Raw genomic sequence first — 13,470 nt, 5'->3', positions numbered from 1 at the left:
AAGAGCACGCCGAGGCTGATTGTAGGAGCGAGCTTGCTCGCGAACCGCCCGGCACCGAGGCCTCGTAGCTACTTGGGATCAGCCCAGGTCTTCTTCCAGCGCCAGCAGCTCTTCCACGCGCTGGCGGCGGCGGATCAGCTTGGCTTCGGCGCCTTCCAGCAGCACTTCGGCGATCAGCGGGCGGCTGTTGTAGTTCGACGACATGGACGCGCCGTAGGCGCCGGTGTCCTCGATCAGCAGCAGGTCGCCGACCTGGGCGCGCGGCAGGGCGCGGGGGATGACCACGCCGCCATCGCCCTGGGTGAACACGTCACCGGACTCGCACAGCGGGCCGGCCACTACCGTGTCGATCACCTCGCGGCTGGCCACGTCGCCGGCCAGTACGCGGATGCCGTGGTAGCTGCCGTACATGGATGGGCGCATCAGCTCGTTGAAGCCGGCGTCCACCAGCACGAAGTGGTTGCGGCCGGCGTCCTTGGTGGCGCGCACTTCGCTGAGCAGGCAGCCGGACTGGGCGACCAGGTAGCGGCCCGGTTCGATCTCCAGGTGCAGCTGGTGGCCGACCACGGCTTCGGCGGCCTTGCGCGCCTTGTCCCACAGCTGGAAGTAGTGCGCGGTGTCCACTTCCGGGTCGCCGGCGCGGTAGGGGATGGACAGGCCGCCGCCGGCGGAAATGCCCGACAGGTCGTGGCCGGCGTCCTTCACCTGTTGCACCAGGCCGAGCATGGCTTCGCCGACCTGGGCCAGGTGGCCGTAGTCGACGCCCGAACCGATGTGCATGTGCAGGCCGACCAGGCGCAGGCCGCGCTCGCCGATCACGTCCAGGGCGGCGCGCAGGTCGCTGTGCCAGATGCCGTGCTTGGAGTGCTCGCCGCCGGTGTTGGTCTTGTTGCTGTGGCCGTGGCCGAAACCGGGGTTGATGCGCAGCCACACCGGGTGGCCGGGGGCGACTTCGCCCAGCTGACGAAGCATGTCGATGGAGCCGGCATTCACTGGAATGCCGTGCTCGACCACGGTTTCCAGGGTGGCGCGGTCCAGCAGGTCGGCGGTGAAGACGATCTCGGATTCATCCTCGCGGCACGAATAGCCGGCGGCCAGGGCGCGCAGCAGTTCGCCCTGGGAAACGGCGTCGACCTTCACGCCCTGTTCGCGCATCAGGCGCAGGATGTGCAGGTTGGAGCAGGCCTTCTGGGCGAAACGGATGATGTCGAAGCTCTTCAGGCGCTCGATCTGGCCGCGGATGGTGGCAGCGTCGTAGATCCACAGCGGGGTGCCGAATTGCAGGGCGAGCTGTTCGGCGCGGGGCAGGGCGAGGGAAATCATGAATGGGCTCCGAAGATAGATGGCGCTAGTCTACCGGGCCTTTGCTTGGCTGAATAATGCCGCTTGTTATTCGATCAATTCATTTTTGATATAGGGTGCAGCCCACGCCGGCTTCGCGCAGGCGCTGTACCAGCACGCCAGCTTCTGCCTGAAGTGCCGCGACGAAGCGCTCGCGCAATGGCGTGGCCGGGCGGTACAGCGGCTTCGCCACGCTGACCTGGAACGGCAGCGAGAACGCCAGCGGCCGCAGCTGGATGCCCTGGCCCTGGAACATCAGGGCGGTGATCGGGTTGACCACGGCCAGGCCCAACCCGGCGCGGACCATGCTGCACACCGAGACGGCGCTATGGGTTTCCACCTGCATCTGCCGCTGCACGCCGGCGCCGAGGAACACGGCATCGATCAGGTGCCGGTAGCGGTCGCTGGTGGCCAGGCTGACGAAGGGCTGGCCGGCGAAATCCGCCGCTTCCAGGCGCTCGCGCTCCAGCAGCGGGTGGCCATCCGGGAGAATGCACACCTCGTCCACCGCCAGTAGCGGCTGCAACTCGGTGCCGCGCGGGGCGTCGTCGTTCTCGATCAGGCCGATGTCGTGGTGCTGGGCGCTGAGGGCCTCTTCCAGATGCGGCGACTCCAGCGCCGCCACTTCCAGGCTGATGGCCGGGTTTTCCCGGCTGAAGCGCTTGCAGGCTTCCGGCAGCAGCGCCTGGGACAGCGCCGGCAGGCAACCGATGGAGAACTTGCCCTCGGCGAACTGCCCCAGGCTGCCGGCGAAGGCGACGATACGGTCCAGCCCGGTGAAGGAGCGCTCCACTTCCTCGAACAGCATCAACGCCCGCGCCGTCGGCGCCAGCCGCCCGCGCTCGCGCAGGAACAGCTCGAAGCCGACCAGTTGCTCGAGCCGAGCCAGTTCGCGGCTGACGGTGGGCTGGCTGGTATGCAGGAACGCCGCCGCGCGGGTGACGCTGCCGGTGGTCATGACCGCGCGGAAGACTTCGATGTGGCGGAGGGTGATCATGCTCGGGGCCGGAGAAAGGAATGGCGGCAGCGTAAGGCGTCCGCGCGGTCTCGGCAAATCGGCCGGGGTTGTGTAGTGTCGGGCCGTCCTGCAATGGAGCGACAAGGCTGATGGAAGGCGAACACTCCATGCCCGGTGAACCCGGGCTCGCGCGTCTGGCGTTCTGGGTCCTGGCGGGCGCTGTGCTGGCCCTGGCAATCGGTGCGGCGGGCATGGCGCTGGCGATGTACCTGGTGCTGGGCAGCGATATAGGGGCGCTGAGCGATTACGGCCGGTTCCACGCCATCTTCGATCCTGCGCTGGTGTGCGGCGCGCTGTTCGGGCTGGGGCAGATAGTCTGGCTGATGCTGCGCAGCCGCCGGGCGCGCCTGGCGCTGGTGCTGCTCTACACGCCTTTCGCGCTGCTCATCTGGGCGGGCTTCACCGGGCCGTACCTGTTCTCGTTGTCGGTGGCCGAGCTGGTCATCTACCTGCTGGGAGGCTGAGTCCTTTCGTACTCCGAGGCTCGGCGCCCGGCGGGTTCGCGAGCAAGCTCGCTCCTACAAGGAGCGCACGGCGCAAACCCGGACCTGTAGGAGCGAGCTTGCTCGCGAACCGCACAACAGGTCGAATTTCGCGGCAGCTCCGCAGGGTGAATCGCGCCTCAAGCGTTACCCGCCGTAATCGCGGATCACCGCTTCCAGGTTATGCGCCTACGTTACGGCTCAGCCCCCGGCACGTTTGCACCAGCCGAGGTTGGTCCTGGCCGCACGGACCAGCGGCAGATAGTTGTCGCAATCGGTTGGCGGCAGATAGTGGTCTTCGCGGTCGCAGATGGCTGCCTTGCTGTCTTCACCGGTGTAGCGCGCGGCGTCCTCGATCAGTGGGGTCAGCGTGCTGCGGCACGCCTTGCCCTGGCCGAGCTTGGCCTGGGTCAGGGCGAGGTCGTTGCGGATGCTGAGTTCTTCCAGCCAGAGCAAGGTGGCCTGGCAATCGCTCAGGACCGGGTTGAGCAAACGCTCGGCGCCTGCATAGTCCTTGCTGTCGTAGAGCGTCTTGAAGCGCTCTCGCGTCTGCTGCAGCGCCTTGCTCCCGCAGCCCTGGGCGGGTTTCAGATAGCTGCCGTCGAAGCCGGCCCGGGCTCCGCAGTAACTTCGGCAGTTTTCGTTCTGCTCGTTGCTGACCTCTATGGCGCTGTCCTGCAGCTTGAAGGTGATGTGGCAGGTGCCGTCCTGCCAGTCCTCGCGAAGGTCGGCCTCGCCGTTGCGGATGCTGCCGTCCAGGGTGCAGGAGTGGCCATTGGCGCCAAGGGAGTCGAGGCTGAACGGCTGTTCGCCCTCTCTGGCCGGCTGGATCACCAGGGTGCCCCAGCCGCCCTTGGCCAGGTACTCCCCGGCGGGGAGCGTGGTGTCGGCGGCGTGGGCGGTGCAGCCCAGTGCCATGAAGAGCAGAAGGAGTGGCCGAAGTCCGTTCGAGTTCATGGGTTCCATCCAGGATTTGCGTGACGCCTTGCATGATACCGTCGCGAGCGGCCGGCAGCTCGCGCTTCTAATGGAAGTCCCGGCTGCGCACATCCAGCCCTTCCAGCAACCCGCTCAAATCCGTCAACCGCCCGGCGATCACATGGCGCACGCCGTCCTTGGCTTCCAGGGTGCCGTCCACCTGCATCAGGCGGGCGCTGAGGAAGGGGCGGCGCTGCTGTTCGGCGAGGTCGCGCCAGACGATCACGTTGATCATGCCGAACTCGTCCTCCAGGGTGACGAAGGTGACGCCGCTGGCCGTCCCCGGCCGTTGCCGACCGACCACCAGGCCGGCGACGCGCACCGGGCGGTCGGCTTCGAGTTTCAGCAGGTCCCGCGAGCTGCGGCAGCGGCGGGCCTTGAGGGCGCCGCGCAGCAGGGTCATGGGGTGCGGGCCGAGGGTGGTGCCGAGGGTCGCGTAGTCGGTGAGCAGGTCTTCGCCGCGGCTGGGCAGCGGCAGGCTGACGGGCGCTTCCTCGGTGACCTGGCCGGCGAACAGCGGCAGCTGCGGCTCGACCCCGGCGATCGCCCAGCGCGCCTTGTGCCGGTGGCCGGCGAGGCCGCGCAGGGCACCGGCGTCGGCCAGTTGCTCGCGGGCGCGGCCGTCGAGATGGGCACGCAGGCAGAGGTCGGCGATGTCGGCGAAGGGCTGTTGCTCTCGTGCTTGAGCGATGGTGTCGGCGACGTCTTCGCGCAGCCCGCGCACCATCCTCAGGCCGAGGCGGATCGCCGGCTGGCGTTCGGCGATGGGTTCCAGGGTGCAGTCCCAGTGGCTGTGGCGCACGTCCACCGGGCGGATCTCCAGGCCGTGGCGACGGGCGTCCTGCAATAGTTGGTCGGGGCTGTAGAAACCCATGGGCCAGCTGTTGATCAGGGCGCAGGTGAAGGCCGCCGGCTCGTGGCACTTCAGCCAGCAGCTGGCGTAGGTGAGCAGGGCGAAGCTGGCGGCGTGGGACTCGGGGAAGCCGTAGCTGCCGAAGCCCTTGATCTGCTCGAAGATGCGGTCGATGTATTCCTGCTTGTAGCCTTTGGCTCCCATGCGCTCGGACAGCCTCTGGCGGTGCGGCTCCAGACCGCCATGGCGTTTCCAGGCAGCCATGGAGCGGCGTAACTGGTCTGCCTCGCCCGGTGTGTATTCAGCGGCAACCACCGCCAACTCCATCACCTGTTCCTGGAACAGCGGTACGCCTAAGGTGCGTTCGAAGATCGGAATCAATTCCTCGTGCGGGTACTCCACGGGTTCTTCCTTGTTCCTGCGCCGCAGATAGGGATGGACCATGTCGCCCTGGATCGGGCCGGGGCGGACGATGGCCACTTCGATCACCAGGTCATAAAACTTTTCGGGTCTGAGGCGCGGCAGCATGGCCATCTGTGCGCGGGACTCGATCTGGAACACGCCCACGGTGTCGGCCCGGCTGATCATCTCGTAGGTCTTCTTGCAGCCTTGCGGCAGCGTGGCGAGGGTCCAGCGCTTGCCGCGATAGTCGGCGATCAGGTTGAAGCAGCGGCGCAGGGCGCTGAGCATGCCGAGGGCGAGCACATCGACCTTGAGCAGGCCGACGGCGTCGAGGTCGTCCTTGTCCCATTGGATCAGGGTGCGCTCGGGCATCGCGGCGTTCTCTACCGGCACCAGGGTTTCCAGCGGTTGCTGGGAGATGACGAATCCGCCGGGGTGCTGCGACAGGTGCCGGGGGAAGCCGACCAACTGCCCGGTCAGGGCCAGCACGCGGCGCAGGATCGGGCTCTCCGGGTCGAAGCCGGCCTCCAGCAGGCGCTCGGGCGGCGGCGCTTCGCGGCTCCAGGCGCCGCAGCAGTCGGCCAGCGCGCCGACCTGGTCCGGCGGCAATCCCAGCGCCTTGGCCACGTCGCGCACCGCGCCGGCGCCGCGGTAGGTGCTGGCCACGGCGGTGAGGGCGGCGCGGCTGCGGCCGTAGCGACGGAACACGTACTGGATGACTTCCTCGCGGCGGTCGTGCTCGAAGTCGACGTCGATGTCCGGGGGCTCGTTGCGTTCGCGGGAGATGAAGCGTTCGAACAGTAATTTGGACGTGGACGGGTCCAGCTCGGTGATGCCCAGGGCGAAGCAGACCACCGAGTTGGCAGCTGAACCTCGCCCCTGGCAGAGAATGCCCTCACCGCGAGCAAAAGCGACTATGTCGTGGACGGTGAGGAAATAGCTGTCGTAGCCCAGTTCGGCAATCAGCCCCAGCTCGTACTCCACCTGTGCGCGCGCTTTCTCGGTCTCGCCCTCCGGCCAGCGGCGACGGATGCCTTCCTCGGTCTTCTCGCGCAGCCAGGTACTGGGCGTATGGCCTTCGGGCACCAGCTCGCGCGGGTACTGGTACTTCAGGTCGCTCAGGTCGAAGGAGCAGCGCTCGGCGATCTTCAACGTCTGCGCCAGCAACTCCGGCGGATAGATCGCCGCCAGCGCCTCCTTCGGCCGCAGGTGGCGCTCGCCGTTGGGATAGAGGTACTGGCCGGCCTCGTGCACCGGCAGGTGCTGGCGGATGGCGGTCATGCAGTCCTGCAGGGCGCGGCGGCCACGGGCGTGCATGTGCACGTCGCCGCAGGCCACGGCGGGGATGGCCAGGCGCGCGGCCTGTTCCTGCCGGCGGCGCAGCTTGCCGGTGTCGTCCGGGCCCTTGTGCAGTTCGACGCCCAGCCACAGGCGTTCGGGGAAGCGTTCGCGCAGCCACAGGCCGTCATCGTCCTGGTCGTCTCGCGGCAGCCAGATCGCCAGCAGGTGGTCGAGGTGGCCGTCGAAGTCCGTGCGCACCAGGCGGTAGCTGCCTTTCTCGGCGCGGCGCCGGGCGTGGGTGAGCAGGCGGCAGAGGTTTTCGTAGCCAGCGAGGTTCTCCGCCAGCAGCACCAGTTTCGGGCCTTGCTCGATGTTCAGTTCGCTGCCGGTGATCAGGGGAATCGCGGTTTCCTTCGAGGCCTGCCAGGCGCGGACGATGCCGGCCAGGCTGCATTCGTCGGTGATCGCCAGGGCGCGGTAGCCGAGCTTCTTCGCTCGCCCGAACAGCTCGGCCGCGCTGGAGGCGCCGCGCTGGAAGCTGAAGTTGGACAGGCAGTGCAGCTCGGCATAGTCGATGCCTTCGACTGGCGCGTTCATGCGAACCAGCCATGCAGCAGCAACGGGCCGTCGTCGCCCACCGGGCGGAACACCCAGGCGCGCTGGCCGCTGCGGGTGCGCACCTGGTAGTAGTCGCGGCGGATGTCTTCGCCGTCCCACCAGCCGGATTCGATGCGTTCCGGGCCGGCCAGCAGGGTCGGGGCGAATTCGCGCAGCAGTTGCGGTTCTGCCAGCAGCCAGCCGGGGCGCGGGGCGTCGGTCACTGGCAGGCGCGGGGCTGAATGGTCCTGCCAGGCGCGCTCCGGGCGATGCTCGGCGAGGCCGCCGAGGCCGTGCACGGCGGCGTCGCCCAATCGCGCGCGCAGGCGTTCGCGCAATTGTTCCCAGGGTTGGGATTGCTGCGGACGGTCGTCGAACAGCTCGCGGTGTTGCGGCACGAAGGGCGGCAAATCGTCGGCGAGCAGGCGCACGCTGTGTACCGGGGCGCGCAGTTGCAGTTGTTCCAGGCGGCCCCGGCTCAGCTCGAAGAGCATTGCCGCTTCGCGCTCGGCGCTGAGCAGGCCCACGGGCATCTGCGTGTCCGGGCCGTCGTGGTGCTCCAGGTGCAGGGCGAAGCGCTGCACGCCGCTGTCGCGCCCGGCGAGGAAGGCGCCGAGGTCAGCGGTCAGGCGGCGCAGCGGGAAGAGCAGCGCCTGGGTGGATTCCACGTCGAAGTTCAGCTCGATGCGTGACTCGAAGCGGTCCGGTGGCCGGTAGAACTCCAGGGCCAGCGGGCGCTGGCCAAGCAGGGTGTCGACCTGCCGCAGTACCTGCGGCGGGAAGCGCCGGGCCAGGCTTTCGCGCGGCAGGGCGAGCAGTTGCTGGAGGCTGCGCAGGCCCATGCGGCCCAGCGAGGTGGCGGCGTCGCGCTCCAGGCCCAGACGCTCCAGCGGCATCCTGCCCAGGTACTGGCGCAACTGCTGGTTGTCGTGGATCGCCACGCCGTCGTGGCCATTGGCGAGGATGCGCGCGGCGGCTGGATTGGGCGCAGCGGTGATGCGGTGGCGGAAGCCCAGGGCGTTCAACTCCTCGCGCAGGCGCGCCTCGAAGCGTGGCCAGGGGCCGAACAGTTGCAGGCTGGATTGCACTTCCATCAGCAGCGCACGCGGGTAGTGCTGGCTGACCTGCGAGCTGAAACCGTAGGCCCAGGCGGCCAGCAGGTCCTGCCAGCGCTGCACTTCGCGCAGGTCGTACTCGGCGGTTTCGAAATCGCGGCTCAGGGCCTGGGCGGCGGCGAGCGACTGGCCGGGCTTGAGCCCCAGCGCCCGTGCCGCCGGGTTCACCGCTTGCAGCACGCGGCGCTGCGCTGGTCCGGTGAGCAGTGCCAGGGCGGTGTCCGGTTCGGGACGGCCACGGAGCGCGCCGTCCATCGCCAGCTGTGGCAGGAGAATGCAGGCCCAGAGCATGCCGGCCTCAGTGCCAGGGCAACGGGATGGGCCGCGTCGGTGCCAGCCCGCCACGGCACTTGAGTACGCGCAGTTGCGCCGGGGTGGCGTCCAGCGCCAGGCGCAACGCGGCGGGCGACGGGTTGAGCGCTTCGCGCTGCGGGCGGTAGGCGATGGCCAGGGTCTGCCCGGTCTCGGCAGCCACCTGCAGGCGGCGCAGGGCGCGGTCGTCGGCCTGCTGCGGCCAGCACAGCACGGCGCCGCAACTGCCCGAGCGCAGGCATTGTTCGGCGGCCCAGAGCGCATCGCGGCCAGTCGCCTGAACGATGGCGAGTTGCTCCAGCGCGACGCCGGCGGCCTGCCAGGCGGCCGGGTAGGGCACGTGGGGCGGGGCGACCAGCACGATGCGCTCGCCCGCTGCGCTGAGCCGCGCGAGGGTTGGCCAGACCAGTTGGAGCTCGCCGACGCCTTCCTGGGCCAGGAGGATTTCGCTGAGGGCGGCCTCCGGCCAGCCGCCGGTGGGCAGGGCCTGGTCCAGCACGGCGTGGCCGGTGGGTTGCTGGCTGGGTGGCAGGCCCTGGGGCTGGCCTTTCCAGACCTGGCGCTGGTGGAACAGGGTGTCGAGCGCAACCACGCTGCCCATCACGGCCTCCCGGCCGGCGAGCGGCGACGGTCATGCGCCCGGCAGGAGGGCCGGGGGGGAAGGATGGGTGGGTGTTGCATGGGATTGCTCGGATATAGCTGTATGGATATACAGTTTATCTGATGGGGTGGTGCCGTCAATGGCGGTTGGTCTGACGGCCATTCGGACGCGCCGGAGCCGCTCGATAGGTAGACTCCAGTGTTTCTGTTCTCGTAACAGCGGAGCCTCTGCGCGATCAGCCGGCAAGGCTGGCGCTGGGCGGGTTCGCGAGCAANCTCGCTCCTACGAAGAGCGCACTGGCTTCACCTGTAGGAGCGAGCTTNCTCGCGAACCGCACGGCACAAGGCCAACCGCAAAGCGGAAAACCCGCGTGGTGAGCTACAGCAGCAAAAAACCTTGCGGCGCTTTCGAGCGCGGCGGATCGGCGACGAACTTCAGCCGCTCGGTCTTCCACCAGGTGGGCAGCAAACGCCGCACGGCGGGCTGGTTGAATCGATCATCAAGCAGGTAGATCACCCCCGAATCCGTCGGCGTGCGGATCACCCGGCCCGCGGCCTGGACGACCTTCTGCAGGCCGGGGAACAGGTAGGTGTAGTCGTAGCCGTCGCCGAACATGCCCTGCATGCGCTGCTTGATTTCCTCGTTGACCTCGTTCACCTGCGGCAGGCCCAGCGTGGCGATGAAGGCGCCGATCAGGCGGTCGCCTGGCAGGTCGATGCCCTCGCCGAAGGCGCCGCCGAGCACGGCGAAGCCGATGCCCTGCGAGTGCGGGGTGAAACGGTCGAGGAAGGCCTGGCGCTCGATCTCGTTCATGCTGCGCGACTGCACCCAGCGCGGAATGTCCGGATGCTCGGCGGCGAAGCGCTCCAGTGCCTGCTGCAGGTAGGCGTAGCTGCTGAAGAAGGCCAGGTAGTTGCCGGGGCGGGCGCGGAACTGGCGGGCCATCAGGGTGCTGATCGGCGTGAGGCTGGCCTCGCGGTGCTGGTAGCGGGTGGACAGGTTGCTCAGCGCGTGGACTTCCAGTTGCTCGGCGCGGAAGGGGGATTCCACTTCGCGCCAGGTGGTGTCTTCCGGCAGGCCGAGCAGGTCGGCGTAGTAATTGGCCGGGTTCAGCGTGGCGGAGAACAGCGTGGTGCTGTGGGCCGCCTCGAAGCGCGGTTCGAGGAAGGGCGCCGGCACCACGTTGCGCAGGCACAGGGTGGAGAGCGTGCGCTGGCCGCTGCCGTCATGGCGGGTGATGTCGAACAGCGAATGCGGCCCGTAGGCCTCGGCCAGTCGGCAGAACAGCATGGCATCGAGGTAGAAGCGCAGTAGCTCGGCCTCGTTGCCGGTGGGCTGGTCGGTGAGGTGGTCGGTGATGGCGCTGACGGCTTTCTGCAGCGCGGCGATGAACAGGTCGGGCACCGTCGGGTAGATCTGGTAATCGATCTCCTGGTCGCGGTGCATCTGGTTCCAGTGCCGGCCGACGCGCTCCAGCACGCCCTTCAGCCCGGCCGGGGCGACCTTGCGCAGGGCGTTGAACTCGGACTGGTCCAGCTCGGCGCTGTACATGCCGCGGCCGCGCTCGATGAGGTTGTGCGCCTCGTCCACCAGCAAGGTGACCTTCCAGTCGTTGAGCACGGTAAGGCCGTAGAGCAGGGCGCTCATGTCGAAGTAGTAGTTGTAGTCGCCCACCACCACGTCGGCCCAGCGGCACAGTTCCTGGCTCAGGTAGTAGGGGCAGACCTGGTGCTGCAGCGCCACGTTGCGCAGTGCTTCCTGGGTCAGCCAGCGGTGCTTGAGCGCGGCCTCGCGGGCGGCGGGCAGGCGGTCGTAGAAACCCTTGGCCAAGGGGCAGGAGTCGCCATGGCAGGATTTGTCCGGGTGTTCGCAGGCCTTGTCGCGGGCGACGTGCTCCAGCACCCGCAGCGGCTGCGCGGCGTCCTGCTGGCGCAGGGTCGCCAGGGCGTCGAGGGCCAGGCGCCGGCCGGGGGTCTTGGCGGTGAGGAAGAACAAGCGGTCCAGCTTCTGGCCGGGGAAGGCCTTGAGCTGCGGGAACAGGGTGCCGAGGGTCTTGCCGATGCCGGTGGTGGCCTGGGCCATCAGCGTCTGGCCGTCGCGGGCGGCGCGGTACACCGATTCGGCGAGCATGCGCTGGCCCTGGCGGAAGTCCGCGTAGGGGAAGCGCAGTGTTTCCAGACCCTGGTCGCGCTCGATGCGGTGGGCGCTTTCCTGCTCGGCCCATTTCACGAAGCGGCTGCATTGCAGCTCGAAGAAGGTCCGCAGGTCATCGGCGGCGAAGCGCTCGCGGAATACCGTTTCCTTCTGGGTGATGACATTGAAGTAGACGACGGCCAGGTCGATGGCATCGATCTCCAGCGTCTGGCACAGCAGCCAGCCGTACACCTTCACCTGTGCCCAATGCAGCAGCCGGTGGTTCTGCGGGATGCGTGCGACGTCGCCGCGGTGGGTCTTGATCTCCTCCAGCAGGTTGGCGTCGGGGTCGTAGCCATCGGCGCGGCCGCTGACCACCAGCCCCGGATACTCCCCGCGCAGCGGCAGCTCGGCGATATACCCCAGCCCCCGGCGCGAGACCACCGTGGCGTGCCCGGCCATGCCTTCCTGGGCGGTGGGGGCGGGGGTGAAGCGCAGGTCGAGGTCACCTTCCTTGGCGGTGAATTCGCACAGCGCGCGCACGGCGACGGCGTAGCTCATGGGTTTTCGTCCGCCTCGCCCTGCCAGCGTACGTAGCAGACTTCCACCGGCATGCCGTGCTCGGCGCAGAAGGCCAGCCAGCGCTTCTGATTATCCTGCAGGCGATCGCCGGGGCCTTTCACTTCGATCATCCGGTAGCGCGCTTCGCCGGGCCAGAACTGGATCAGGTCGGGCATGCCGGCGCGGTTGGCCTTCGGGTCGGCCAGCAGACGTTCGAACCACAGCTTCAGGTGCGCTGCCGGCAGGCAGTGCAGGGCTTGTGTCAGCAGGCTCTCGTCGAGCAGCTCCCAGTGCACGAAGGGCGAGAGGATGCCGTGCTTGGCGGCGTAAGTCTCACGGATCGCCGCCAGATAGGCGTCGCTGTCCAGCAGTGCCAGGCGTGCGGCGAAGGCCTCGGCGCGGCGGCTGACGAAATCGCCGCGATACAGATCGCTCGGCCCGGCCTGGAAGGGGTGGAAGAAGGCGCCGGGCAGCGGGGCGAAGATCACCTCCCAGCAGAGCAGGCCGAACAGGCTGCAGACCAGCGTGTTTTCCACGTAGTGCACCGGTGCTTCGTCCTCGTGGAGGACCGCCTGCACGGCGAATTCGACGTTGACGTCCGGGCGCGGCAGCTCCAGGTCGATGCGCAGCGGTGGTACGGGCTTGGCCGCTTTTTCCTTCGGTAGGCCAAGCTGGCGGACCAGCCGCGTCAGCGCGCGCTCCACGAGCTGCAGCTCGCCGTCGCTTTCCGGCGCAGCCAGCGCAGCCTGCACCAGTGCATGGGCCTCCTCGAAGCGTTGCAGGCGTTCCAGCACGCGAATCTGCCGCTGCCGCGAGCCACCGGCGGTGGTGCGCTGATAGAGCGCCAGGGCGGCGTCCAGCTCGCCTTCGCGCTCCAGCTGGTAGGCCATGCGGTACAGCAGGCGGCCGTGGCGGGCTTGCAGGTAGGCGTTGTCGCTGCGGAAGTCACCCAGTTCGGCCAGCAGCCCGGCGATGGGCTCGCCGGTTTCGAAGCGGACGGCGCCGTTCCACAGGTGGATGTAGGCCTCCAGGTCATCGCGGCGGCGGAAAGCGCGGGAATCGGGGGTAAAGGGGACGCTTTCGTAGCGGAAGATGCCGAGGTCGGCGAGGACGAATTCGGACCAGTCCTGCTGCAGGTTGCCGAAGAACAGCAGGCGCAGGCGGTCGCACAGCGGCGTCGCCATCAGGGTGTAGAGGCGGTCGAGGTCCGGGTACCAGCCTCCGAAGGGCTGTAGCTGCTCGTGATAGGCGTGCAGGTGCCCGTACAGTTCGGCCTTCTTCAGCGAGCCGCGCGGCAGGTCATCGCGGAAGCGTGCGAGCAGTTCGTCCTTGAGCAGCAGGGGTAACAGCTCTTCCAGTGCCAGCGGGTACTCCTCGCTCAGCCAGCCCAGCTCCAGCAGCGGCGCGGCGGCCTCGGGGATATCGCCGATCTCGGCATAGCTCAGCTTGCCGGCGCGAAAGTGCGGCCCCTTGCGCATGACCAGCCGCACCAACAGCGCCCGCGAGGGCAGCGGCAGCGCGCGGAAGTCCGCGATGAACCGGGCTTCCTCGGCGTCGAGCAGGTCGGCGTAGCGTTCGTCGATCCAGTCGAGGGCACGGTGGAAGTTGGTCAGGTAGTAGAGGCTGGGGTCGAGCGGCGCAGACATCGGCGGGCACTGGTTTTACATACAGTGGCAAGGATGGCGCGATGGGGGCTTGGCCGCAAGGGTTAGTGCGGCCTTTCATCGGGAGATGCCAGGCTTTTCTGTAGGAGTGAGCCGATCCCGACAGCGGTGCTCCCTGTAGGAGCGGGCCAT

At 68.3% G+C, this 13,470-nt stretch carries 9 protein-coding genes; 1 reads left to right on the top strand and 8 read right to left on the bottom strand.

The genetic code is table 11. From position 1 onward, the window contains the following. Positions 1 to 78: 78 nt before the first annotated feature. On the bottom strand, positions 79 to 1,323 hold the full coding sequence (gene lysA, locus UB43_RS01665) for a diaminopimelate decarboxylase (protein WP_045207753.1): 1,245 nt from the start codon (positions 1,321 to 1,323) through the stop codon (positions 79 to 81). 79 nt (positions 1,324 to 1,402) lie between these two features. Beyond that, entirely contained in the window at positions 1,403 to 2,338 is a 936-nt protein-coding gene (locus tag UB43_RS01660) for a LysR family transcriptional regulator (RefSeq protein WP_045207751.1), read from the bottom strand. A 128-nt stretch (positions 2,339 to 2,466) separates the two neighbouring features. Between UB43_RS01660 and UB43_RS01655 the strand changes: the two genes are divergently transcribed. Then, a complete protein-coding gene (locus tag UB43_RS01655; protein WP_156160316.1) occupies positions 2,467 to 2,823 on the top strand; it encodes a hypothetical protein in 357 nt (118 codons plus the stop codon). A 219-nt stretch (positions 2,824 to 3,042) separates the two neighbouring features. Here the strand turns inward: UB43_RS01655 and UB43_RS01650 are convergent, their stop codons facing one another. From UB43_RS01650 to UB43_RS01625, 6 genes are all read right to left on the bottom strand, one after another. Beyond that, positions 3,043 to 3,798, bottom strand: a complete 756-nt coding sequence (locus UB43_RS01650) for a hypothetical protein (RefSeq protein ID WP_052969482.1) — start codon at positions 3,796 to 3,798, stop codon at positions 3,043 to 3,045. A gap of 67 nt (positions 3,799 to 3,865) precedes the next feature. Beyond that, the gene (locus UB43_RS01645; protein WP_045207742.1) at positions 3,866 to 6,952 is read right to left on the bottom strand and encodes an error-prone DNA polymerase; all 3,087 of its coding nucleotides are present in this window, start codon (positions 6,950 to 6,952) and stop codon (positions 3,866 to 3,868) included. Continuing rightward, a complete protein-coding gene (locus UB43_RS01640; RefSeq protein ID WP_045207740.1) occupies positions 6,949 to 8,358 on the bottom strand; it encodes a DNA polymerase Y family protein in 1,410 nt (469 codons plus the stop codon). The genes UB43_RS01645 and UB43_RS01640 overlap by 4 nt, the downstream gene beginning before the upstream one ends. Before the next feature lie 7 nt (positions 8,359 to 8,365). Further along, positions 8,366 to 8,980 (bottom strand): translesion DNA synthesis-associated protein ImuA, encoded by a 615-nt coding sequence (imuA, locus tag UB43_RS01635; protein WP_045207739.1) that lies wholly within the window; start codon positions 8,978 to 8,980, stop codon positions 8,366 to 8,368. Positions 8,981 to 9,358: 378 nt separating this feature from the next. Then, on the bottom strand, positions 9,359 to 11,674 hold the full coding sequence (locus tag UB43_RS01630; RefSeq protein ID WP_045207738.1) for an ATP-dependent DNA helicase: 2,316 nt from the start codon (positions 11,672 to 11,674) through the stop codon (positions 9,359 to 9,361). Further along, positions 11,671 to 13,320: a VRR-NUC domain-containing protein gene (locus UB43_RS01625; protein WP_045207736.1), complete on the bottom strand. Its 1,650-nt coding sequence runs from the start codon at positions 13,318 to 13,320 to the stop codon at positions 11,671 to 11,673. The genes UB43_RS01630 and UB43_RS01625 overlap by 4 nt, the downstream gene beginning before the upstream one ends. Positions 13,321 to 13,470: the final 150 nt, after the last annotated feature.

The sequence above is a fragment of the Pseudomonas sp. 21 genome, from assembly GCF_000955805.1.
Classification (GTDB): domain Bacteria; phylum Pseudomonadota; class Gammaproteobacteria; order Pseudomonadales; family Pseudomonadaceae; genus Pseudomonas.
This window is presented reverse-complemented; position numbering and strand designations above follow the sequence as displayed.